The sequence below is a fragment of the Pseudomonas salmasensis genome (genome assembly GCF_014268375.2).
GTDB lineage: Bacteria > Pseudomonadota > Gammaproteobacteria > Pseudomonadales > Pseudomonadaceae > Aquipseudomonas > Aquipseudomonas salmasensis.
Window position 1 is genome coordinate 906,405 of the sequence record NZ_CP077083.1, and the last position, 26,845, is coordinate 933,249.

A 26,845-nucleotide genomic window follows, 5' to 3' on the forward strand; every position below is an offset into this window, starting at 1 on the left:
AATCATTTACGTTTTTCGCGAGCAAGCTCGCTCCTACGAGGTTCGCGTCCGCATGTTTAGCCTTGTTTGGCCAACAGCTCCAAGCCTTCATGCAGCGCCGGGAACAGGCTGTTGTTGAAGTTGTTCCAGCGCAGCTCAAGGATGGTGTCCTCAGGCGAAATCTCGGTCTTGAGCACGTCGTGGAACACCTCTCCCGAATCGATGCCGTTATCCACGTAGTGGAATGACGCACCGGTCCAATACAACGGTTCGCACGCCTGGGTCGCTTTGCTCGCCCAGTCGGTAATTGCCTGCCCACGCGCGCCGTACAGCGCATTCCAGGTGGCGTACGCCCCACGGCGCTCATAAGGCGATTCGATGCGGGTAATGCCCGGATGAATGTTCATGATGCGCCGCGCAAACGGCGCACCCGGGCGCACCAGTTCATCGAGGATCACCAGCAAACCATCCAGCACCACGATGTCAGCCTTCAACTCCACCAGGGTGTCATGCAGGCGACGCTCGAAATCCTGCTTGCCGGCGACATGCTCGGCGCTGCCTCGTGGCAGGCGACGATAGGTCGACGGCACGCTGAGCAGCAGGTCGTTGACCAACGTGCCCTGCACACGTAAGTCCGCCGGGTACAGCCACTGGCGACCCGGCTGGTAGGCGAAGCCATAGTCCGCCACCAACTGCTGGTCGCGCGGGTTGTGCTCATCGTCGTCATACACCACGCCCACCAGGTTGTAAGCCTCGCCCAGCGGCGTGTCGTTGAGCGAGCCCACCAGAAACTCCAGCACCGATTTCATATAGCGCTCGTGGTCTTTATAGGCCACCGGCTGCCCCGCCTTGTCGGCGGCGGCATTTCTCAGGGACCAGACATACACCAGGTTCTTTTTCGTCATGTGTTTCGCTCTCGCTCAAAGGGCCACGCACGGCATTGATACACGTGCGCCTACAGAACAAGAACGAACCAGCCTCCGGGCAATTTATCGCTGACGGCCACCGCCCGGCACGCCGCGCTAAATAGTCACGGCACAGCTTCGTTTGTCATGGGTAAGGGTCTGTGTGCCCAGCCCCCTCTTTTTCACTTTCCGGGAAGTATTTATGACCGACCCCAAGCGCGGCGCCTTCAAAGGTTTGCTCGCATTGCTCAGGCCCTTTCGTACCATCGTGACGGTCTCCGTAGCCCTCGGCATGGCGGGCGGCCTGGCCATTACCTTGCTGTTGGCGACGATTAATAATGCGCTGCATTCGTCTACCGGCATGACACAGGGGGTAATCCTGACCTTTGCTGCACTTTGCCTACTGGCCCTGACCAGCTCGATCGTTTCCGATATCGGCACCAACTACGTCGGGCAACGGATCATTGCCGCCCTGCGCAAAGATCTCGGCGAAAAAGTCCTGTCAGCACCCATTGAACAGATTGAACAGTATCGTTCCCATCGCCTTATCCCGGTACTGACGCACGACGTCGATACCATCAGCGACTTTTCCTTTGCCTTCACCCCACTGGCCATCGCTACGACCGTGACCCTGGGCTGCCTTGGCTACCTGGCCTGCCTATCGGTACCTATGTTCCTGATGATGGTGGTGGCGATCATCATTGGCAGCAGTGTGCAGTTCATTGCTGGCGCCAAGGGGATACGCGGCTTCGACGAGGCCCGCGACCAAGAGGACGAGCTGCAACGCTACTATTCGGCAATCGCCTCGGGTGCCAAGGAACTGCGCATACACCGGCCGCGCCGCTATCGCATGAACACTCACCGCATCCAGGAAACCGCCGACCGGATCAGCGATATCCAGGTACGCTCGGTGAACATCTATATTGTCGCCAAGACCTTTGGCTCGATGCTGTTTTTCGTGGTCATCGGCCTGGCCCTGGCGATGCAAGCCTACAACCCTAACCCGGACCCGGCAGTCATCACCGGCTTCGTGCTGGTACTGCTGTACATGAAGGGTCCGCTGGAACACGTGGTGGGTTACCTGCCGATCATCGGCAAGGCGCGCATTGCGTTTGCACGCATTACCGAACTGTCCGAACGCTTCTCCTCCCCCGAGCCGCACTTGCTGATGGACGGCAGCGAAGCGCCAACACCCGTGGTGCACAGCCTGGAATTACGCGGTGTGAGCTACAGCCCGCCGCCAGTGGAAGGCAGCCAGCCGTTCCACCTGGGGCCGATCAACCTGAACATCAAGCAGGGCGATATCGTGTTTATCGTCGGCGAAAACGGCTGTGGCAAGACCACCCTGATCAAGCTGTTGCTGGGCCTGTATCAACCCCACGCCGGCGAAATCCGCCTCAACGGCGAAACCGTGACCGACCCGGCACGCGACGACTACCGACAACTATTCACCACGGTATTCGCCGACTACTACTTGTTCGATGACTTGGTCCAAGGCAGCGCCACTCAATCGCTGGACAGTGCCGCAAGGTACCTTGAGCGCTTGGAAATCGCGCACAAGGTCAGCGTCAAGGACGGCGTGTTCAGCACCACCGACCTCTCCACTGGCCAGCGCAAACGCCTGGCACTTGTGAATGCCTGGCTGGAAGAGCGCCCCGTGCTAGTGTTCGACGAATGGGCGGCCGACCAGGACCCAGCCTTTCGCCGCGTGTTCTATACGGAGCTGCTGCCGGACCTCAAACGCCTGGGCAAGACCATCATTGTGATCAGCCACGACGACCGTTACTTCGACATTGCCGACCAGTTGGTGCGCCTGAGTGCGGGCCAGGTGGTGCATGAAATGGAACCCGCGTGAATTTCTTTTCCGGTTTCTGCAGGTAGGAACGTCTCACTAGTGGTAATGAGAATTGACCTCAATAAACACCTATAAACTGCCCACCTAAAAACACAGAAGAGAACGCATCCATGTCAGTACGACTCGGTCTCAGCCCCCTGAGCAAAGCGCTATCCATGCGACGGGCACTGAATTTCAACCTCAAGCCTTGCGCGCTTGCCCTCGCGGTGTCCCTGCCCATGGCCAGTTATGTGCAGGCTCAGGAGATCGAGATCGACATTCCCGCACAGCCGTTGGGGATGGCGCTGCAGGAATTTGGTCGTCAGACCAACCTGCAGGTGCTGTACAGCCCGACTGATGTGCAGGGCAAGAACAGCACCGCGGTCAAGGGCAAGCAGGAGCCCAACAAGGCCATCGCCACCCTGCTCACTGGCGCCGGCGTCAGTTATGGCCTGCAAGGCAATACGATCACCATCAGCGCGGTCGCATCTTCGGGGCTGGAGTTGGGGACCACGCAGGTCACCGCCAACCAGCTGGGCACCGTGACAGAAGGCACAGGTTCGTATACCCCGGGGACCATCGCCACGGCGACGCGCCTGGTGCTGACGCCACGGGAAACGCCGCAGTCGATATCGGTGGTGACGCGTCAGGTGATGGATGATTTCGGGCTTAACGCTATCGATGACGTGATGCGCCATACCCCGGGCATCACCGTGTCGACCTATGACACCGAGCGCACCAACTACTATTCCCGTGGTTTCTCTATCGTCAACTTCCAGTACGACGGTATTCCGACCCTGCGCGACGCCCAATACTCGGCCGGCCAGACCCTGACCGACATGGCGATCTACGACCGCGTCGAGGTGCTCAAGGGCGCCACCGGTCTGTTAACCGGCGCCGGCGGCCCAGGCGGCACCATCAACCTGATCCGCAAAAAACCGACCTCCGAGTTCAAGAGCAGTATCGAACTGGGCGCCGGCTCCTGGGATAACTATCGTTCCCAGGTCGACGTCAGCGGCCCACTGACCGAAACCGGTAACGTGCGTGGCCGTGCCGTTGCGGCCTATCAGGACAAACACTCGTTCCTCGACCACTATTCGCGCAAGACCGGTGTGCTTTACGGCATCCTCGAATTCGACCTGGACGAAAACACCCTGCTGACCGTTGGCGCCGACTACCAGGACAGCGACCCGAAAGGCTCCAGCTGGACCGGAACACGCACCATCTTTGACGCTACCGGCAACAAGCTGGACCTGCCGCGGTCGTTCAACAACGGCCCAAAATGGGGCTCATGGGAGCAGTACAGCCGCACTGCGTTCGCCACCCTGGAACATACGTTCGACAATGGCTGGGTCACCAAGGGCCAGTACAACCACCAGATCAACGGCTATAACGCGCCCCTGGGTTACATCTCCCAGGATTCCGCCACAGCCAGCTCCATTTATGCGCGCAAATACGTCGGCGACACTACCAGCGACAGCCTCGATGTGTACGCCTCAGGGCCATTCGAGCTGTTCGGCCGCGAACACGAACTGGTGATCGGCCAGTCCCTTTCCATCTCCAAATGGAAAGCCAAGGACTACACGGCGTCCACCTACTTCAACAACTCCTATGACTTCTACAACTGGCACGGCCAAGCCATAGAGCCGCTGTGGACTGCTACCAAGATCAACGACGAAACCACCCGCCAGACCGGTACCTATGTGACAGGCCGTTTCAGCCTGACGGATGAGCTGCACCTGTTACTCGGCTCACGTATCGCCAACTATCAGGTCACCGGTACCAGCGACACCCAGGAAAGCGGCAAGGTAGTGCCCTACGCCGGCTTGACGTATGACCTGAACGACAACTTCACCGCGTATGCCAGCTACACCGAAATCTTCCAACCACAAACCCAGTACCGCACACGTACCCGTACCATGCTCGACCCGAACGAAGGCAAGAACTATGAGCTGGGCCTCAAGGGTGAATTTTTCGAAGGCCGCCTGAACTCCAGCCTCGCTTACTTCGAAGTGCACGAAGAAAATCGTCCGCTTGCCGATACGGCCTGGAACTCCCAGCCAGGCGTCGACTTCTCGTACATCGGCACCAAGACCAAGACCAAGGGCTACGAAGCGGAAATCTCCGGCGAACTCGCCCGAGGCTGGCAACTGCAAGCGGGTTACACCCACAAGATCGCCCGCGATGACGATGGCAAGAAGGTTGCCACCTGGGAACCGGAAGATCAGGTGAGCTTCTATACCACCTACAAACTGCAGGGCAACCTGGACAAGCTCACCATTGGTGGCGGCGCACGCTGGCAGAGCGCCGGCTGGCAGACCGTCAACAACTGGGGCTACCCCGGTGGTGGCCGCTCCGAGAAGTTCACCCAGGACCCGTACTGGATAGTTGACTTGATGACCCGCTACCAAGTGACCGAAAACCTCTCGGCCACCCTCAACGTCAACAACCTGTTCGACAAGCACTACTACACCAACATCGGTTTCTATGACTCGGCCTACCCTGGCGACCCACGCAACGTAATGGTCACCACACGCTGGGACTTCTAAGCCTGCCCCCCAAAAGCCCCTGATCACCACGTGACCAGGGGCTTTTTTGTACCCTTTACGCATGCCTGGGTGAATGCAGTGCCTGGGTGTTTTTCGCCGGCAAGCCGGCGCTTACGGAAGATGCGTATACCCGAAGGAGCCGGCTTGCCGGTGATGGGCACACCAGATAGCAAAACGCCCCTGGTCATCACTGACCAGGGGCGTCTGTTACCGCAGCCGCTTACTCCATTGCCGAGACAAAACTGCTGATGAACTCGGCGTTGTCCACGATCCGGTGGTGTGTCGTGTCGATCACCACCGAGCGCTGGATGCCTGACTGGCCAATCACTTCGCGCATGCCGGTCTCAATCAGCGCCTGGTGAATACCGCCTTCGCTCAGGGCGGCCCACCAGCAAATGACCGGAGCCTTGATCGCACGGTAGTCGGTGTCTTGCAGGCGCTCGTCCAGCACCTGTTTGAGCGCCCAGGAACGCTCGGTCTCGCCGCCGCTTTGCAACTCATCCTTGAGTATGCGGAAGCTGTCGCCCAGGGTCAGTTCGGCCCACTCGGACACAGTTTGCCACTGCTCGTCCTGCTCGCCGACAGCCATCTGCCAGACGTTCTGGATCTGCTCGGCATACGCCGGGAACATCACCGCCAACAATTCCACGCGGCGTTCGGCGGCAGAAATCACTCGCTCGTCCACCCCCGCGCCCTCTTGCCAGAATGCGGTAAAGCGTGCAGGCGGCGGCGCGTCGATCCAACTCAGCAATTCCACGGTCCGGCCAGCTTGTTCCAGGCGATACGCCACCTCCATCGCCAGGTTGCCACCCAGTGACCAGCCACCCAGACGGAAGGCGCCGTGGGGCTGGGCCAGCAACAGCTGTTGGGTGTAGTCCTCGACCATCTGCGCCCAGGTCGGCACCTCAACCCCCTCTTCCACCAGGGCCCGACAAATCACACCCAACACCGGACGCTGCTCACGCAATGCAAGGGCGATAGCCTTGTAACAATGCACCGAGCCAAAACTTGGGTGGAACAGGTACAGCGGCGTGCCCTGGGTCTGGCTGTTGAGCCTGACGATCAGCGATTCACCGACATCCCCATCGATACAGCGCGCCTGGCCTGCGATCGTCGGGTGCAGCATCAGCTGATTGACGGCGAGCGTGGCACCGCAGGCTTTGTGGATGCGGTCCTTGAGCACCAACACCAGCAACGAGTGGCCGCCCAGTTCGAAGAAGTTGTCGTGCAACCCCACACGCTCCACCTCCAGCACCTGCGCCCACACCGCGGCAAGCTGATGCTCCAGTCCGGTCTGTGGTGCAACGTAATCGCGGCCGCTCACTTGCGGTTTGGGCAGGGCCTTGCGATCCAGCTTGCCGTTGGGGCTCAGGGGCATGTGTTCCAGCAATACCCATTGCGACGGGACCATATAGTCCGGCACGTGACTGGCCAGATAGGCGCTCAACCGCTCGCGCCAATCGTCGCCGGTCTGTTGCAGTACCAGGTAACCCACCAGATGCTTGCCATCGACTGCCAGCACGGTGGCCTCACGCACAACCGGGAGTTCAAGCAGGCGTGCTTCGATTTCTCCCAGCTCGATACGCAAACCGCGCAGCTTGACCTGATGATCGAGACGACCCAGGTATTCAATGATGCCATTTGCACGCTGGCGCACGCGATCGCCAGTGCGATACAGGCGTGCGCCGTTGTGGAACGGACAAGGAACGAAACGTTCGCCGGTCAGCGCCGAACGGCGGTGATAACTGCGTGCCAGGCCCGCGCCGCCGAGGTACAGCTCCCCGGCGACGCCGACCGGCACGGGTGCCAATTCAGCGTCCAACACATAAGTGCGCAGGTTGGCGATGGGCTCACCAATCGGCACCGTGTCGCGGCCTTCGTCGCGGCAGGTCCAGTGCGTCACGTCGATGGCTGCTTCGGTCGGGCCATACAGGTTGTACAGGCCGGCCTGCGGCAATTTGGCGAAGACTTGCTGCTGGGCATCCACGGGCAGCGCCTCGCCGCTACACACAATGCGCTGCAGGCTGTGACAGCTGGCAACCGCCGAATCCTGGAGGAACGCTTGCAACATCGAGGGCACGAAGTGCAACGTGGTGATGCGCTGCGCATTGATCAGCGCAACCAGCTTTTGCGGATCGCGATGATCCCCCGGCGCGGCGACGACAAGTCGCGAGCCGGTCATCAGTGGCCAGAAGAACTCCCACACCGACACGTCGAAACTGAACGGCGTTTTTTGTAGCACGCTGTCGCGGGCATTCAGGCCATAGGCTTCCTGCATCCAGCACAGCCGGTTGGTCAGTGCCGAATGACGGTTGCCGGCGCCCTTGGGCTGACCGGTGGAACCGGAGGTGTAGATCACGTAGGCGAGATTTTCGCCGTGCAAAACGATACCCGGGTTCTCTTCGCTGTAGCGTTCGAACACAGATCCGTCCAGCACCAGGGTTTCCAAACCGGGTGGAATCGGTAACTGGTCCTGCAAGTGCGCCTGGGTCAGCAACAGTTTCACACCGCTGTCTTCCAGCATATAAGCCAGCCGCTCACGCGGGTATTCAGGGTCCAGCGGCACATAGGCACCGCCAGCCTTGAGTACTGCCAACAAGCCGATGACCATTTCGATGGAGCGCTCAACGGCCAGCCCTACCAGGACATCCGGGCCCACACCGGCTTCCATCAAGCGATGGGCGAGCCGGTTGGCGCGGTGGTTCAACTCGGCGTAGTCCAGGCACTGTTGACCAAACACCAGGGCAGGTGCATCCGGTGTGCGGACGACCTGTTCTTCGATCAATTGATGCACGCAACGTTGCAACGGGTATTCGCGCGCGGTGGAATTCCAATCGTGGACCGCTGCTTGCTGCTCCTGAGGTTCGAGCAGCGGCAACTGGCCGATACGCTGCTGGGCATCAGCTGTCATACCATTGAGCAGGTTCAGCCAATGGGCCGCCATGCGCGCCAATGTGGCGAGCTCGAACAGGTCCGTGGCGTAAGTCAGCGAGGCGGCAAGCCCCTCGGCGGACTCATTGGTGTTGAGGCTCAGGTCAAACTGGGCGGTATGGTTGTCCCACTCCAGGCCACTGACGTGCAGGCCGGGTAATTGCTCACCTTCGTCGCGGCCACTGGTTTGGGTCTGATGATTGAATAGCACCTGGAACAACGGGTTGAAACTCAGGTTGCGCTCAGGCTGCAAGGCTTCCACCAACTGCTCAAAGGGCAAGTCCTGATGGGCCTGGGCGTCCAGCGCACGCTGTTTGACCTGGGCGAGCAACTGAGCAACCGTCTGTTGGCCATCGATATCGGCCTTGAGTACCTGGGTGTTGACGAAAAAGCCGATCAGCCGTTCGGTTTCCACGCGGTTGCGGTTGGCCACGGGCACGCCCACGCGGATATCCGACTGACCGCTGTAACGATGCAACAGGGTCTGGAACGACGCCAGCAGTAACATGAACAGGGTCACGCCCTCGCGCTGGGCCAGCGCGCGCAGCGCCGTCACCAGCGCGGGCGGCACTTGGATGTCCAGGCTCGCGCCGCGATGGCTTTGTTGACTCGGGCGGGCGTGATCCAGCGGCAGCTCCAGTACCGGTTGTTCACCGCCCAGCAGGCCGCACCAGTACTCCAACTGGCGGGCCTTCTCGCCCGCCTCCATCCACTGGCGCTGCCACACGGCATAGTCAGCGTATTGGATCGGCAACGCTGGCAATTGCGGCGCCTGGCCCAGGCTGAAAGCGGCGTACATCTGCACCAACTCATCGACCATGACCTGCATCGACCAGCCATCTGAAACGATATGATGCTGCACCAGCACCAGCACATGATCGTCTTCGGCCACACGCAGCAGGCTCGCCCGCATCAGCGGCTCCTGAGTCAGGTCGAAAGGCCGCGCGATCTGCGACTCCACTTCGGTACGGATCGCTGATGCGCCGATGTCGACCCGGGCGATCTCGACGCTGGCCTGCGCGGCGATCACCTGCACAACACGCTCACCGTCTTGCTGAAGGTAAATCCGCAGGTTTTCGTGACGCGCTACCAGGGTGTCAAAACTGCGCTGCAGTGCCGGCAGGTCAAGGCGCCCTTTCAGGCGCAGAGCGCTCGGCACATGATAGGCCGCGCTGTGCGGGTCCAGTTGCCAGAGGAACCATTGGCGCTCCTGGGCATAGGACAGCGGCAAGGGCTGATCGCGCCCGACCGCAACCAACGCCGGTGCCAGTGGCATGCCCCTGTCGGTCGAAAGCGCGGCGACAAACCCTTGCAGACGCGGTTGTTCGAACAAACTTCGCAGCGCCACTTCCCGGCCCAACAGGTTGCGCAAGCGTGAGATGACCTGCATCGCCAGCAGCGAGTGGCCGCCAATCTCAAAGAAGTGATCGGTCAACCCGACCCGCTCGGCGCCAAGGATACCGGCCCATACCGCTGCAACCTGTTGCTCAAGCTTAGTCACTGGGGCAACCCAGGCCTGCTGTGATTGGCTGGCGTCGGGTTTTGGCAACGCGTGGCGATCCATCTTGCCGTTGGGGTTCAGCGGCATGCGGTCGAGGAAGACCAGGTGCGCCGGCACCATGTAATCCGGCAGTTGTTCACGCAGGGCATTTTTGAGTGCTTCACCGTCTTGCTGCTCGGCGACCACATAAGCGACCAGTTGATTATCGGCAGCCAACACCAGCGTTTCACGTACGCCGTCCTGGGCCAGCAGCAATGCTTCGATTTCCCCCAATTCAATGCGGAAACCGCGAATCTTCACTTGGTGGTCCACGCGGCCGACGTACTCGATCACGCCGTCGGCGCGGTAACGCGCCAGGTCGCCCGTGCGGTAGAGGCGCCCGCCGGTTTCACCAAACGGGTCCGGCACAAAACGCTCGGCGGTGAGCAATGCGCGGTTCAGGTAAGCGCGCGCAAGACCGCAGTGGCTGCCGATATACAACTCGCCCACGGCTCCCAGCGGCGCCAGGTTCAAGTCGCGGTCCAGCACATACAGGGCACGGCCCGGCAGCGAGCGGCCAATCGGGCTGGCAGTGGCGCCGATGGTTTCAGTACCGGACGTACAATCCAGCACGCTCGACACCACAGTGGCTTCGGTCGGGCCGTAGGTGTTGAGCAAACGCACACGGCCAAGACCGACTTTCATCCATTGTGCAGGGCCATCTAGCGGCATGGCTTCGCCGCCAATGTGAATTTGACGCAATGCACCATAAGAGCGAGGGCCGGCGGCCAGGCAGTCAAGCAAAAACAGATTCCAGTAGGCCGTTGGCAAATCGGCCAGGGTGATGCCCTGGGCAATGATTTCTTCGTACAGTCGAGCGCTGTCCCACAACTCCGGGCCGCGCAGGACAACCGTGGCGCCATGGGTCAGCGCCGGGTACAGCTGCTCGACGAAACCATCGAAATTCAGGGTGGCGAATTGCAGTACGCAATCATCTTGAGTGAGTCGCGAGTAATCTGCCGCAATACTCGAGAATTCGGTGAGTGCTGCGTGGTTGATTGCCACGCCTTTGGGCTTGCCGGTAGAACCGGAGGTGTAGATCACATAGGCGAGGTTTTGCGGGTCGACCGTTACCTGTGGATTGGTCTCAGCGTATTGAGCCAGGTCCGCATCACTCAGGTCCAGCGTCGCCATACTTTCGGGCAATGGCATGTCGGTATGTGATTGGGTCAGCACCAGCCGCACACCACTGTCTTCGAGCATATGCAGCAGGCGTTCGCGTGGGTATTGCGGGTCCAGCGGCACATAGGCACCGCCTGCCTTGAGCACCGCCAGCAGGCCGACCACCATCTCGAACGAGCGCGCCACCGCGACGCCCACCAGCACTTCCGGGCCGACACCCCGGGCGATCAGCGCATGGGCCAAACGGTTGGCCTGAAGATTCAACTCGCCATAACGCATGGACCGCGCACCCAGGCACAGCGCAACCGCATCCGGGCGCCGTTGCGCCTGATGCTCGAACAGGTGCTGCACGCCCTGTTGAATCGCACATGCAGGGGCGGCGCTGTTCCATTCCTGCAGTATGTGCAACTGCTCCTGGTGATCGAGCAGCGCCAGTTCGCCGATGGGCTGCACGGCATCCCGCGCCACATCTTCCAGCAGGTTCTGCCAATGCTGCGCCAGACGTGCAATGGTGGCGGCCTCAAACAGATCGGTGGCATACGTCAGCGACGCCCAAAGACCGTCACTCGACTCCTGGGTATCCAGGCTCAAGTCGAAATGCGCGGTATGGCTGTCCCACGCCAGCCCTTCCACCCGCAAGCCGGGCAGTTGTTCGCCACGCGGTACACGGGCCTCGGACTGATGGTTGAACATCACCTGAAACAGCGGATTGTGGCTGAGGCTGCGTTCCGGCTGCAGCACTTCCACCAGTTGCTCGAACGGCAAATCCTGATTGGCCTGGGCATCGAGGGCGCGACGCTTGACCTGCTGCAACAGCTGGGCAAAGGTCATCTGCCCGTCGATATCAACTTTTTGTACCTGGGTGTTGACAAAAAAACCGATCAGCCGCTCGATTTCTGCACGATTGCGGTTGGCAATCGGCACACCGACGCGGATATCCGACTGGCCGCTGTAGCGATGCAGCAAGGTCTGGAACGACGCCAGCAACAGCATGAACAACGTCACGCCCTCGCGCTGTGCCAACGCCTTGAGGCCTGTAACAAGACCGCTATCCAAACCGACTTCCAGCAAAGCACCCCGGTAGCTCTGCACCGCCGGGCGCGGATGATCCAGCGGCAACTCCAGCACCGGCTGTTCGCCGCCCAACAGTTCACGCCAGTAGTCCATTTGGCGCTGCTGCTCACCGGCGTCCATCCAACCACGCTGCCACGCCGCGTAATCGGCGTATTGCAACGCGATCGCCGGTAGTTGCGCCGATCTGCCCTGACTGAACCCCGCGTAGAGTTGCACCAGCTCATCGACCATCACTTGCATCGACCAGCCATCGGACACGATATGGTGCTGGACCAGTACCAGCACATGTTCCTGCTCGCTCAGTTGCAGCAACGTCACCCGCAGCAACGGGCCCTGGCGCAGGTCGAAAGGCCGGGCGATTTCCGCTTCGACACGCGCCTGCACCTGTTGTGCAGACGCACCTTCCAACCGGGCAAAATCCATCTGCAATGTGGCGATTGGCAGGATGTGCTGCAGCGTGCGCTCACCGTCCGTGACAAACACAGTGCGCAAGGCTTCATGGCGCGCGAGCAAAGCGTCAAAACTGCGCTGCAGGGCCGGGCGATCCAGCTGCCCGCTCAGGCGCAACGCATTAGGCACATGGTAGGCCGCGCTCTCGGGTTCCAATTGCCAGAGGAACCACTGACGTTCCTGGGCATAGGACAACGCCAGTGGTCGGGCACGGGACACGGCCACCATCGACGGTACCAGCATGGTGTTATCCAGCGCTTGCAACGCCAGTACAAAGCCTTCCAGTTGCGGCTGTTCGAACAAAGTGCGCAGGGCGACTTCATGCCCTAGTAACTGACGCAGGCGGGAAATGACCTGCATGGCCAGCAGTGAATGCCCGCCCAGTTCAAAGAAGTGATCAGTGAGGCCGATCCGCTCGACACCGAGGACGTCGACCCATATGGCCGCTACCTGCTGCTGCAAAGGGGTAACCGGCTCGACAAATACACCTTGGGATTGGGTAACGTCCGGCTGCGGCAAGCTTTTTCGGTCGAGTTTGCCGTTGGGGGTCAGCGGCATCTGGGCAAGAAGCATGAAGTACGCCGGGACCATGTAGTCCGGCAGGCGGGTTTTCAATGCACGGCGCAGTACTTCACGGAACTCGACCTGATCAATGAGGGCTGGATCGGCGGGTACGACATACGCCACCAGCTGCTTGCCGGTCGGCCCTTCCTGGGCCACCACTACCGTTTCGCCAACGTTGTCCTGCTCACGCAGACGCGCTTCTATCTCGCCCAGCTCGATACGGAAACCACGGATTTTCACTTGATGGTCTACACGACCGAGGTAGTCCACCACACCGTCCGGGCGGCCACGGGTCAGGTCACCGCTGCGATACACGCGGCCGCCGGGCTTGCCGAACGGGTCCGGCACGAAGCGCTCGGCGGTCAGGGCCGGACGCTCCAGATAACCCCGAGCCACGCCCTCGCCGCCCAGGTACAACTCCCCGGCCACGCCGATGGGTTGCAGGTTGAGTTGCGAATCCAGCACGTAGCCGCTGCGGTTGCCCAAGAGCGTGCCGATCGGTGCGTAGACGGCGCCACACGGATCGCCCTTGCGCGCTTTCCACAGCAAAGGTGTGACCACGGTTTCTGTCGGGCCGTAGCCGTTGAACAGGTAGGTCGGTTTGAGTGCTCGCCAGGCCAGGTCATAGCTGGCCTGGGCCACCGCGTCACCGCCAAAGCAATACACACGAACAGCAGGAGGATTACCGTCACGCTCGGCATGCTCGGCCAACTGCTGCAGGTACACCGGCGGGAACACGGCCATGGTCACGTGATGGCGATGCATTTGCTGGTAGGTGTATTCCGGCAGCCACAGGCTATCGTCACGGATCAACACGCTCGCGCCGTTGATCAGCGGGTGCATCCAGCCTTCGTGGGAGCCGTCGAAGGCAAATGACATGAAGTGCAGTTCGCAATCGGATGGCGAGGTTTCATAGCGCTCGCCGGTGGCGATGATATGGGCCACCAATGGGCCGTGGGATACTGCCACGCCCTTGGGCATGCCGGTGGAGCCGGAGGTGTATATCACGTAGGCCAGGTTGTCGCCATCCAACTTCACCTGAGGAGGAGTGTCGCTGAATCCTGACCATTGCTCGGTGCGATCAATCGCCAGGCTATCGAGGCCGTCTGGGATCGGCAGTTGCTGCAACGCGCTGGTGTGGGTCAGCAGCAACTGCGTGCGGCTGTCCTGCATCATGTATAGCAGGCGATCACGCGGGTATTCGATGTCCAGCGGCACGTAGACGCCACCGGCTTTCATCACCGCGAGGAACGCCACCATGCTCTCGGCACTGCGCGGCATGGCGATAGCCACACGCACTTCGGGACCAACGCCACGCGCCATTAGCGCATGGGCCAGGCGGTTAGCCTGGCGGTCCAGCTCGCCGTAGGTCAGGGTTTGTGCGTCGAATTTCACTGCCACGGCATCGGGGGTTTCCCGAGCGCGGTCGGCCACCAACTCGTGAACAAAGCGCTCGGCCGAGAAGCCGGCGTCGGCCTGGTTCCACAGCTGCAGGATATGTTGTTGCTCAGCCTGGTCCAGCAGACTCAATTGGCTGATGGGTTGCTGTTGGTCGGTAACCATTGCCTGCAACAGGTTCCGCCAGTGGCCAGCCATGCGCTCGATGGTAGAAGCCTCGAACAGATCGGTGGCATACCCCAGTGACGCCCAGAGCCCGTCCGCTCCCTCCTGAATATCCAGGTCCAGATCGAAATGTGCGGTACGCCGGTCCCACGCCAGCCCTTCGATGCGCAAATGGGCCAGTGACTGTGGCTCATCACCTGGACGCCCTTGCGCCTGGTGATTGAACATCACCTGGAACAATGGATTGAGGCTCAAGCTACGCTCGGGCTGCAAGGCTTCTACCAGTTGTTCGAAGGGCAGTTCCTGGTGCGACTGGGCATCCAGCGCACGCTGTTTGACCTGGGCCAGCAACTGGGCAACGGTAGTTTGCTCATCGATCTCGGCCTTGAGCACCTGCGTGTTGACGAAGAAGCCAATCAGCCGTTCGGTCTCGATACGATTGCGGTTTGCGATCGGCACACCGACGCGAATATCCTGCTGGCCGCTGTAACGGTGCAACAAAATCTGGAACGACGCCAGCAGCAACATGAACAAGGTCACGCCCTGTGCCTGGGCCAAGGCCTTGAGTTCGGCGGCCAGGGCGGTTGGCAGCGGCACATCCAGCCGCGCACCGCGATGGCTCTGTTGCGCCGGACGCTGATGATCGAACGGCAGTTCCAACACCGGCTGCTCACCGCCGAGCAGGTCACGCCAGTAATCCAGCTGTCGGGCCTTTTCGCCGGCCTCCATCCAAGCACGCTGCCACACGGCATAGTCGGCATACTGGATCGGCATATCCGGCAGTTGCGGCGCCTGGCCTTGGCTGAAAGCGGCATACAACTTCACCAGTTCTTCGACCATCACCTGCATCGACCAACCATCGGATACGATGTGATGCTGCACCAGCACCAGCACATGATCGTCCTCGGCCAGGCACAGCAAGGTCACACGCAGCAACGGCCCTTGCTGCAAATCAAATGGTCGGGCGATCTCGGCTTCAACCTGCTCCTGCAGATCAGCCTCTGCGACCTGGTCCAGCCTGATCGGCAAAGCAGCGTCAGGCCGAATCACCTGCAGCGCTCCGTTCGGTTGCTCCTGCACACAGGTGCGCAGGCTTTCGTGACGGGCCACCAAGGCATCGAAACTGCGTTGCAGTGCCGAAATATCCAAAGCGCCCTTGAGTCGCAATGCACTGGGGATATGGTACGCGGCACTGGAGGGGTCCAGTTGCCAGAGAAACCACTGACGCTCCTGCGCGTAAGAGAGTGGTAGCGATTGTTCGCGACCGACCGCGAGCAACGGTGGTGCCTGCTCGCCCTCACGCGCCTCCAAGGCTTGCAGAGCGGCGGCGAAACCTTCCAGACGCGGTTGCTCGAAAACCAGTTTCAGTGGAACTTCGCGGCCCAATACATGGCGCAGGCGCGAGACCACCTGCATTGCCAAAAGCGAGTGCCCGCCCATTTCGAAGAAGTGATCGGCCAGCCCTACCCGTTCAGCCCCAAGAATGTCTGCCCAGACGGCGGCAACCTGTTGCTCCAGTTCCGTGACCGGGGCAACCCACACTTGTTGTGAATGACTGGCATCCGGTTTCGGCAGTGCCTGGCGATCCAACTTGCCATTCGGGTTCAGCGGCATGCGTTCAAGAAAAATCAGGTGCGCAGGCACCATGTAGTCCGGCAGCTGTTCACGCAGGATCGACTTGAGTGCCTCGGCATCGTGCTGTTCGGCTACCAGATAGGCCACAAGCTGGGTATCGACAGCCATTACCAAGGTTTCACGCACGCCCGCCTGGGCCAGTAGCAGCGCTTCGATTTCCCCCAGTTCAATGCGAAAGCCGCGAATTTTCACCTGATGGTCAACCCGGCCGACGTACTCGATCACGCCGTCGGCGCGGTAGCGTGCCAGGTCTGCGGTGCGGTACAGACGCTCGCCGGGTTCACCGAAAGGATCCGGCACAAAACGCTCGGCTGTCAGCACTGCGCGATTCAGATAGGCACGCGCCAAGCCGCAGCTGCTACCGATATACAGCTCGCCCACGGCGCCCAACGGCGCCAGGTTCAAGTCGCGGTCCAGCACATACAGGGCCCGACCCGGCAGCGAGCGGCCAATCGGGCTGGCAGTGGCGCCGATGATTTCAGTACCGGACGTGCAATCGAGCACGCTCGATACCACCGTGGCTTCGGTCGGACCGTAAGTGTTGAGCAAACGCACATGGCCAAGACCGGCTTTCAACCATTGCGCTGGGCCATCTAGCGGCATGGCTTCGCCGCCAATATGAATTTGACGCAATGCACCGTAGGAGCGAGGGCCAGCGGCCAGGCAGTCGAGCAGAAACAGGTTCCAATAGGCGGTTGGCAAGTCTGCCAGGGTGATGCCCTGGGCAATAATTTCGGCGTATAGCCGCGCGCTGTCCCACAGTTCGGGGCCGCGCAGGACAACCGTGGCGCCATGGGTCAGCGCCGGGTACAACTGCTCGACAAACCCATCGAAGTTCAGGGTAGCGAATTGAAGCACGCGGTCTTCGGCGGTCAACTGCGAGTAACCGGCGGCAATACTGGAGAATTCGGTCAGCGCCGCATGGTTGATAGCCACGCCCTTGGGCTTGCCAGTGGAGCCCGAGGTGTAGATCACGTAGGCCAGGTTTTTCGCGGTAACAGCCACCTGCGGATCGTTTTCAGGACACAGCGCCAAGCGTGCATCCGCCAGATCGATCGTCGCCATGCCTTCGGGCAATGGCATCGCCACATGGGCTTGGGTCAGCACCAGGCGCACGCCACTGTCTTCAAGCATATGCAACAGCCGCTCACGCGGGTATTGCGGGTCAAGCGGCACATAGGCGCCGCCGGCCTTGAGTACCGCCAACAGGCTGACCACCATGTCGAACGAACGCTCGACCGCTACCCCCACCAGCACTTCCGGGCCAATGCCCTGGTCGATCAGCTGATGGGCCAGACGGTTGGCCTGACGGTTCAGCTCGGCATAGCTGATGGACTGATTATCCAGGCACAGGGCAATCGCATCAGGCCGTTGCCGGACCTGGGCCTGGAACAAGCCGTGCACGCCCACGACGTCTTCAAACGCCGCGGCGCTGCAGTTCCAGTCTTGCAATAGCCTGCGTTGCTCGTCATCTACCAGCATCCCAAGCTGTGCAATACGATTGCCAACGCGCCCCACCACCGCCCGCAACAACATTTGCCAGTGCTCGGCCATACGCCGCACCGTCGCAGCCTCGAAGAGGTCGGTCGCATAACTCAGCGAGGCCCAAATCCCTTCCGCAGATTCCTGGGTATCCAGGCTCAGGTCGAACTGCGCACTCTGGCTGCCCCACTCCAGAGCCTCCACACCCAGGCCTGGCAACTGCTGCTCGCCCCGTGGCCCGCGGCCTTCGGTCTGGTGATTGAACATCACCTGGAACAACGGGTTATGACTAAGGCTACGCTCGGGCTGCAAGGCCTCCACCAACTGTTCGAACGGCAGGTCCTGATGACTTTGGGCCTCCAATGCACGTTGCTTGACCTGGGCCAGTAACTGGCTGAATGTCATTTGCCCGTCGATGTCAGCCTTGAGCACCTGGGTATTGACGAAAAAGCCGATCAGCCGCTCGGTTTCCGCGCGATTGCGGTTGGCAATCGGCACACCGACACGGATATCCGACTGCCCGCTGTAGCGATACAACAAGGTCTGGAAGGACGCCAGCAACAACATGAACAGCGTCACGCCTTCGCGCTGGGCCAACGTCTTGAGTCCGGTGACCAATGCCGCGTCCAGGCCGATATCGAGCCGGTCACCGCGATAGCTCTGCACGGCCGGGCGCGGGTGATCCAGAGGGAGTTCAAGCACCGGTTGCTCGCCGCCCAACTGCGCGCACCAATAGCCCAACTGACGCTCTTTTTCGCCGGCCTCCATCCAGCTGCGCTGCCACAAGGCATAGTCCGGGTATTGGATCAACAACGCCGGCAGGCGTGAATCATGGCCTTGGTTGTACGCGACGTACGACTGCACCAACTCGTCGACCATCACCTGCATCGACCAGCCATCGGAGACGATGTGGTGCAATACCAACACCAACACGTGCTCATCGGGTGCCAATTGCAACAACTTGACCCGCAACAGCGGACCTTGTAGCAGATCGAAGGGCTTGGCGATTTCTGCTTGCACCAGCCGTTCAAGCTGCGCTGGATCAGCGCTTTCAAAGGCGATTTCAAGCGACAACTCGGGCCTGACCACCTGCAGCACTTGGTCGAGATCCTGACGCAAGTAAGTACGCAGGCTCTCGTGGCGGGCGATAAGGCTATCGAAGCTGCGCTGCAAGGCGGCCCGGTCAAGGTGACCTTTCAAGCGCAAGGCGCGCGGCAGGTGGTAAGCCGGACTCTGCGGCTCCAACTGCCACAAGAACCACTGCCGCTCCTGAGCATATGAGAGCCGAAGGGGCTCACCTTCCTGGCGCTTGAAAACCGGAGCGATCTCAAACAGGTTGATGCCTTGCTGTTTGAGCATAACCGCCAACGCTTTCTTTTGTTGCGCCGAAAGTGAACCTACCGACTCGATTAATGCTTGCACGCCACGCCCCTCAGGAAATCAATTTATCCAAATCTTCTGCTGATAGACGTTTGAGGGCCTCCAAGGATTTAGCCAATGCATCCTGCACCGGCGAATTATTTGTCTGCTGGGCCGCCACATGGGCACTGAAATCAGCCAGCGTCGGGGTGGTAAAGATCGATTTGACGTCGAATTCAGCGTGCAACTGTTCGCGCAGGCGCACCACCACCTGGGTGGCCAGCAGGGAATGCCCACCCAGTTCGAAGAAGTTGTCGCGCATGCCCACCCGTTCAACGTTCAGCACCTCGGCCCAGATCGCGGCGATCTGCTGCTCCAGTTCGCTTTGCGGGGCGACGTATTCCCGGGCTTGCAGGTTGGCGTCGACCTTCGGCAGGGCTTTGCGGTCCAGTTTACCGTTGGGGCTCAGGGGCATTTGGTCCAGCAGCATCCACTGCGCCGGCACCATGTAATCCGGCAGATGCTGGGCCAGGTGGGCACTCAGCACATTGCGCCAGTCATCACCGACGTTGTGCAGCACCAGGTAGCCCACCAGGTACTTGCCCTCGACCGCCAGCACGGCGACTTCCCGGACCCAGTTGTGTTCCAGCAGGCGTGCTTCGATTTCGCCCAGCTCGATGCGCAGCCCGCGCAGCTTGACCTGGTGGTCGATACGTCCGGCGTATTCAATCACCCCATCCTCACGGTAGCGCGCCAGGTCGCCGGTGCGGTACAGGCGCTCGCCTTTGACAAACGGATGCGCGATAAAACGTTCGGCCGTCAAGGAAGGACGGCGGTGATAACCACGGGCCAGGCCAACGCCGCCCAGGTACAGCTCGCCCAGCACGCCGACCGGCACCGGTTCGAAGTGGCTGTCGAGGATGTAACACCCCAGGTTGGCAATCGGGCGGCCGATCGGCACAGCATCGCGGCCTTCGTCCACGCACGTCCAGTAGGTCACGTCGATGGCGGCTTCGGTCGGGCCGTACAGGTTGTAGAGCCCGGCTTGGGGCAGCTTGGCGAAGACCTGCTGCTGGGCGTCCACCGGCAGGGCCTCACCACTGCAGACAATGCGTTGCAGGCTTTGGCAGCTCGACGCCGCCGGGTCCTGCAGGAACGCCTGCAACATCGACGGCACAAAGTGCAGCGTGGTGACCTGCTGCTGATTGATCAGGCTGATCAATTTGGCCGGATCACGATGATCCCCCGGTGCTGCAACCACCAGGCGCGAGCCGGTCATCAATGGCCAGAAAAACTCCCACACCGACACGTCGAAGCTGAACGGCGTTTTCTGCAGCACGGTGTCGCTGGCGTCCAGGCCATAGGCTTCCTGCATCCATTGCAGGCGGTTCAGCAACGCCGAATGACGGTTACCGGCTCCTTTGGGCTGACCGGTGGAGCCCGAGGTGTAGATCACGTAGGCAAGGTTTTCGCCGTCCAGCTCGATGCCAGGGTTGGCATCGCTGTAGGCTTCAAAAGCCGACTCGCCCAGCACCAGGCTTTCCAGGCCATCCGGAATCGGCAGTTGATCAAGCAAATGCGCCTGGGTCAGCAGCAGTTTCACGCCACTGTCGTCGAGCATGTAGGCCAGGCGCTCACGCGGGTATTCCGGGTCCAGCGGCACATAAGCACCCCCGGCCTTCAACACCGCCAGCAGACCCACAACCATTTCGAGGGAACGCTCCACCGCCAGGCCCACCAGCACGTCCGGTCCCACGCCGGCTTCGATCAGGCGATGGGCCAGGCGGTTGGCGCGGCGGTTCAGTTCGGCATAGCTCAAGCGCTGCTCGGCAAACACCAGCGCCGCAGCGTCTGGCGTGCGCGCCACCTGCTCTTCAACCAGGTGGTGCACGCAGTGTTGCAACGGGTAGTCCCGCGCTGTGGCGTTCCAATCGTGGGTCACCTGTTGACGCTCAGCCGCATCGAGCATCGCCAGGTCGCCCAAACGCTGCTGGCCACCCTCGAGCATGGCGCGCAGCAGGTTGATCAGATGGCGGCCATAGGTGTGCACCGTACCTGCACCGAAGTGTGCACGCGCAAAGCTGAACTGCACCGACAGCGTATCACCAACGTCCACCAGCACGGTTAACGGGAAGCTGGTTTGCTCACGGGAGTCCGGCAGGCCAAAACGGATACCGCTGCCTCCGCTCTGCTCCAGGGCCTTGGACACCGGGTAGTTCTCGAACACCAGGATGTTGTCGAACAAGGCTTCACCACCCTGCCCGGCCCAGCGCTGGATATCGTAAAGCCCGGTGTGTTCATGCTCGCGCAGGGCCAGGTTCTGCGCCTGCACCGCCTGCAACCAGTCGGCTACGCTTTGCTGACCATCCACTGCGCAGATCACCGGCAGGGTATTGATAAACAGGCCGATCTGCTGCTCTACACCCACAAGATCCGCCGGGCGTCCGGCCACGGTGGCACCAAAGGACACCACCGACTGCCCGCTATGGCGCTGCAACAGCACCAGCCATGCCGCCTGGATCAGGGTGTTGAGCGTGACCTTGTTGCTGCGTGCGAAGGCCTCGAGACGTTCGGTCAGCGAGCGATCCAGGCTCAGTTGATGTTCGCCATGCCCACCTGCCGTCATCGGCTGGCTGCTGCCCAGGCGAGTCGGTGACTGCAGTGTGCTCAACTGCTCGCGCCAGAAGGTTTCGGTCGCACCGGCATCACGCTGCTGCAACCAACCGATGTAGTCGCGATAACGCCCGGCCGCCTCCGGCACAGCCACGCCGGCGTAGCGCTGCAGCACTTCACCGAACAGCCGTGAATTGCTCCAGCCGTCCATCAGGATATGGTGGTGGGTGTAGATCAGCTCATGGCGTTGCTCGTCGGTGCGCACCAGCACCATGCGCACCAGGGGTGCCTTGGCCAGGTCAAAGCCCTGGCAACGCTGGGCTTCCTGCAAGTTTTGCAATGCCAGCTCACGCTCCGGCATCGCACGCCAATCAAGGTGTTCGATCGGCAATCGGGCCTCGCGGTACACCACCTGGCACGGCCATTCCAGCTGACCCTCCCAGAAGAACCCACTGCGCAACACGTCATGGGCGCGCACCGTGGCATCCCACGCTTGCTGGAATCGCGCCACATCCAGGCCCTCGGCGGTCACGAGGATCTGGTTGATGTAGTCGCCGGCTGCCTGTTCGTACAGGGTGTGGAACAGCATGCCCTGCTGCATGGGCGACAAGGTGTAGATGTCTTCAATGGCGTCGGCAGCCAGCGGCAAGGACTCCAGTTGCTGTTGGTTCAAGCGCGACAACGGGAAATCGGAAGCGGTCACGCCACGGTTGCCGGGGGTGCAGCAATGCTCCACTAACGCCGTCAGTTCGCGGGTAAAGGCTTGGCTCAAGGCGTCGATTTGCGAGGCCTCGAACATCAGCGGGCTGAAGGTCCAGCCCATGTGCAGTTCACCGCCGTACACCTGGCCGTTAAGCGTCAACCAGTTGCCCAGCGGCGCCTCGGGGCTCTGCTCGGCACCCGCGCTTTCTCGCGCTGGCACGAACAAACCGTCTGGCTGATCAAAGCTACCGTCGATCTGGCCCAGGTAGTTGAAGGTGATGCGTGGCACCGGCAACTCACTGAACGCCTGGCGCGTGGCGTCGTCGCCGAGGTAGCGTAGCGCGCCGAAACTCAGGCCTTTGTCTGGCACGGCGCGCAGTTGTTCCTTGATTTGCTTGATCGAAGTGGCAAGTGATTCGGTCGGAGTCAGGCGCACCGGAAACAAGCTGGTGAACCAGCCCAGGGTACGGGTCAGGTCGATGTCGTCGAACACGTCTTCACGGCCATGGCCTTCCAGCTGGATCAGGCTCGAAGCCTGCCCCGTCCACTGGCAGATAACCCGCGCCAGGGCCGTCAGTAGTAGGTCGTTGATCTGGGTGCGATAGGCAGTGGGCGCCTGTTGCAGCAATTGCCGGGTGTGTTCGGCGTCCAATTGGCTGACCACGGTCTGCGCCAGGTAACCGGGACGTGCGCCGTGTGGATCCCGGCACGGCAAGTCGGTCGGCACGCCCTGGAGCTGTTGCAACCAGAAGTGTTTTTCCGCCTCCACCGCTTCGCTGCGCGCATGGGCCCGCAAGCGCTCGGCCCAGACCTTGAACGACGTGGTCTTGGCCGGCAACTGTTGCTGGCGATACAAGCTTTGCAGGTCTTCGAGGAACACCCGCCAGGACACGCCGTCCACCACCAGGTGGTGCATGACGAGCAGCAGGCGCTGGGAACCGTCAGCCATCTGGGCGAGTACCGCGCGCAGCAACGGGCCTTGCTGCAGGTCGAGGCTACGCTGGGCGCGCTCGCACAGGGTTTGCAGTTCGGCAACGTCCAGCACGTTCGCCTGCCACAGCAGGGTTGCAGGTTGCGCATCATGCCGTGCGGTCCAGGCCCCGGCCTGCTGGCTGAAGCTCAGGCGCAGCACATCGTGGTGCTGGGTGAGTGCTTGCAGCGCCGTTTCCAAAGGCTCGGCCTCAAGGGGCTGGCGTGGCGTCAGCAGCAAGGACTGGTTCCAGTGGTGACGGTCCGGCAGGTCCATCTCGAAGAACAATTGCTGGAACGGCAGCAACGGCGTCTCGCCCTGCACCGGGCCTTGGTCGATCACCTGCGCTGTCTGCAACTGCGCCACGCGGGCCAGGCTGCGCACCGTTTGGTGCTGGAACAATGCCTTGGCAGTGAAATGGATACCGGCGGCACGGGCGCGGCTGACCACTTGAATGGAGATGATCGAATCACCGCCACGCTCGAAGAAGTTGTCGTTCAAACCCACTTGCTCAACGCCCAGCACCTCAGCCCAGATTGCGGCGATCTGCTGCTCCAGGCCACTCTGCGGCGCTTCGTAGTGGTGGGTGGCTTCGGGCTTGGGCAGGGCTTTGCGGTCCAGTTTACCGTTGGGGCTCAGGGGCATTTGGTCCAGCAGCATCCACTGCGCCGGCACCATGTAATCCGGCAGATGCTGGGCCAGGTGGGCACTCAGCACATCGCGCCAGTCATCACCGACGTTGTGCAGCACCAGGTAGCCCACCAGGTACTTGCCCTCGACCGCCAGCACGGCAGCTTCCCGGACCCAGTTGTGTTCCAGCAGGCGTGCTTCGATTTCGCCCAGCTCGATGCGCAGCCCGCGCAGCTTGACCTGGTGGTCGATACGTCCGGCGTATTCAATCACCCCATCCTCACGGTAGCGCGCCAGGTCGCCGGTGCGGTACAGGCGCTCGCCTTTGACAAACGGATGCGCGATAAAACGTTCGGCCGTCAAGGAAGGACGGCGGTGATAACCACGGGCCAGGCCAACGCCGCCCAGGTACAGCTCGCCCAGCACGCCGACCGGCACCGGTTCGAAGTGGCTGTCGAGGATGTAACACCCCAGGTTGGCAATCGGGCGGCCGATCGGCACAGCATCGCGGCCTTCGTCCACGCACGTCCAGTAGGTCACGTCGATGGCGGCTTCGGTCGGGCCGTACAGGTTGTAGAGCCCGGCTTGGGGCAGCTTGGCGAAGACCTGCTGCTGGGCGTCCACCGGCAGGGCCTCACCACTGCAGACAATGCGTTGCAGGCTTTGGCAGCTCGACGCCGCCGGGTCCTGCAGGAACGCCTGCAACATCGACGGCACAAAGTGCAGCGTGGTGACCTGCTGCTGATTGATCAGGCTGATCAATTTGGCCGGATCACGATGATCCCCCGGTGCTGCAACCACCAGGCGCGAGCCGGTCATCAATGGCCAGAAAAACTCCCACACCGACACGTCGAAGCTGAACGGCGTTTTCTGCAGCACGGTGTCGCTGGCGTCCAGGCCATAGGCTTCCTGCATCCATTGCAGGCGGTTCAGCAACGCCGAATGACGGTTACCGGCTCCTTTGGGCTGACCGGTGGAGCCCGAGGTGTAGATCACGTAGGCAAGGTTTTCGCCGTCCAGCTCGATGCCAGGGTTGGCATCGCTGTAGGCTTCAAAAGCCGACTCGCCCAGCACCAGGCTTTCCAGGCCATCCGGAATCGGCAGTTGATCAAGCAAATGCGCCTGGGTCAGCAGCAGTTTCACGCCACTGTCGTCGAGCATGTAGGCCAGGCGCTCACGCGGGTATTCCGGGTCCAGCGGCACATAAGCACCCCCGGCCTTCAACACCGCCAGCAGACCCACAACCATTTCAAGAGAACGCTCCACCGCCAGGCCCACCAGCACGTCCGGTCCCACGCCGGCTTCGATCAGGCGATGGGCCAGGCGGTTGGCGCGGCGGTTCAGTTCGGCATAGCTCAGGGACAGCTCGTTGAAGCGCAACGCCGACGCCTCCGGCTGGGCCAGCGCCTGGGCCTCGAACAGCTGATGCACCCACTGTCCTTGCGGATAGTCGCGCTCGGTGGCGTTCCACTCAGAGAGAATCTGCTCGCCCTCACGGGCGCTGAGTATCGCCAGGCCCTGCAAAGGCAGCGCAGTATTCGCCACGGCGGCACGCAACAGGCTCAGCCAGTGCTCAGCCATGCGCGCCACCGTGGCGGCATTGAACAGGTCGGTGGCATAGGTCAGGGAGGCCCAGATCGCGTCGCCGCTCTCCTGGGTATCCAGGCTCAGGTCGAACTGGGCGCTGTGGCTGTCCCATTCGAGGTTGGCCACGCGCAAGCCCGGCAGCGGGTGCGCTGCTGCTTGAGTGCTGGCCTGGTGATTGAACATCACTTGGAACAGTGGGTTGTGGCTCAGGCTACGTTCCGGTTGCAGCGCTTCCACCAGTTGCTCAAAGGGCAAGTCCTGATGGGCCTGGGCCTCCAGCGCACGGCGCTTGGTGTGTTGCAGCAACTGGGCGAAGCTCATCTGGCCGTCGAGGTCGGCCTTGAGCACTTGGGTGTTGACGAAGAAACCAATCAACGACTCGGTCTCGACGCGGTTGCGGTTGGCAATCGGCACGCCGACGCGAATATCCGGCTGGCCACTGTAGCGATAAAGAAAGGCCTGGAACGAGGCCAGCAGCAGCATGAACATCGTCACGCCTTCACGCTGGGCCAGGGCTTTCAACCCCGCAACCAATGCCGGCTCCAGCGCGATGTCCTGGCGCGCGCCGCGGAAGCTCTGTTGGGCCGGGCGCGGCTGGTCGAAGGGCAACGCCAGCACCGGCTGCGCGCCGCTGAGCAGTTCGCGCCAGTACGCCAGTTGACGGGCCTTCTCCCCCGCTTCCATCCAGCTACGTTGCCACAGCGCATAGTCGGCGTACTGGATCGGCAGCGGCGCCAAGGCACAGTCCTGGCCCTGGCTATAGGCGGCGTAGAGTTGCATCAACTCCTGCACCATCACACCCATCGACCAACCATCGGAAACGATATGGTGCTGCACCAGTACCAGCACGTGTTCTTCTGCATTCACTGCGAGCAAGCTGACCCGCAGCAATGGGCCTTGCTGCAAATCGAAGGGACGGGCAATTTCCGCTTCGACGCGGGCCTTGAGGTGTGCTTCGTCGACGGCGCTTTCGGCGATCTCGATCACGCTGTGGGCCAGAACCTCCTGGGCACGCTCATCGGCGTCCAGATGCAGGCGCGTGCGCAGGCTTTCATGGCGTGCCACCAGGGTGTCGAAACTGCGTTGCAGGGCGGCCTTGTCCAACTGGCCGCTCAGGCGCAGGGCGCCGGGGACGTGATAGGCGTCGCTGTCCGGGTCCAGCTGCCAGAGAAACCACTGGCGCTCCTGGGCGTAGGACAGCGGCAGCTTCTGGCCATCCTCGCGGATCGAGGCAATCGGTAGCTGGGCGAAGCTCATGCCCCGGCTTTGCAGGCGCTGGTAAAACTGCTGGCGCTGTTCCAGAGGCAGGCGAAGAAAGCGCGAAACCAGATCGATATTAGGGTTGGAAAGCATGGT

General features: G+C 61.5%; 5 protein-coding genes. 2 read left to right on the forward strand and 3 right to left on the reverse strand.

What is annotated here, in order from left to right; genetic code table 11:
* Positions 1-56 precede the first annotated feature (56 nt).
* Positions 57-884: a formyl transferase gene (locus HU731_RS03760; RefSeq protein WP_186609349.1), complete on the reverse strand. Its 828-nt coding sequence runs from the start codon at positions 882-884 to the stop codon at positions 57-59.
* 202 nt (positions 885-1,086) lie between these two features.
* On the opposite strand from HU731_RS03760, the gene HU731_RS03765 reads away from it, so the two are divergent.
* Together HU731_RS03765 and HU731_RS03770 are read left to right on the forward strand one after the other, a co-directional pair.
* Positions 1,087-2,739 carry a cyclic peptide export ABC transporter gene (locus tag HU731_RS03765; protein WP_186609351.1) on the forward strand — a complete coding sequence of 551 codons (1,653 nt, stop codon included), beginning with the start codon at positions 1,087-1,089 and terminating at the stop codon, positions 2,737-2,739.
* Between the two features lie 155 nt (positions 2,740-2,894).
* A complete protein-coding gene (locus HU731_RS03770) occupies positions 2,895-5,267 on the forward strand; it encodes a TonB-dependent siderophore receptor (RefSeq protein ID WP_186609353.1) in 2,373 nt (790 codons plus the stop codon).
* Positions 5,268-5,487: 220 nt separating this feature from the next.
* Here HU731_RS03770 and HU731_RS03775 read toward each other — a convergent pair whose 3' ends face one another.
* Both HU731_RS03775 and HU731_RS03780 read right to left on the reverse strand, forming a co-directional pair.
* Positions 5,488-19,050 carry a non-ribosomal peptide synthase/polyketide synthase gene (locus HU731_RS03775; protein WP_225931592.1) on the reverse strand — a complete coding sequence of 4,521 codons (13,563 nt, stop codon included), beginning with the start codon at positions 19,048-19,050 and terminating at the stop codon, positions 5,488-5,490.
* A 10-nt stretch (positions 19,051-19,060) separates the two neighbouring features.
* Positions 19,061-26,842: a non-ribosomal peptide synthetase gene (locus HU731_RS03780; RefSeq protein ID WP_217894830.1), complete on the reverse strand. Its 7,782-nt coding sequence runs from the start codon at positions 26,840-26,842 to the stop codon at positions 19,061-19,063.
* Between the last annotated feature and the right edge of the window lie 3 nt (positions 26,843-26,845).

Excerpts from the sequence above, each read along its gene's own strand:
- HU731_RS03765 (WP_186609351.1), top strand. The coding sequence starts at position 1,087 with ATGACCGACCCCAAGCGCGGCGCCTTCAAAGGTTTGCTCGCATTGCTC.
- HU731_RS03770 (WP_186609353.1), top strand. The coding sequence starts at position 2,895 with ATGCGACGGGCACTGAATTTCAACCTCAAGCCTTGCGCGCTTGCCCTC.
- HU731_RS03760 (WP_186609349.1), bottom strand. The coding sequence starts at position 884 with ATGACGAAAAAGAACCTGGTGTATGTCTGGTCCCTGAGAAATGCCGCC.
- HU731_RS03780 (WP_217894830.1), bottom strand. The coding sequence starts at position 26,842 with ATGCTTTCCAACCCTAATATCGATCTGGTTTCGCGCTTTCTTCGCCTG.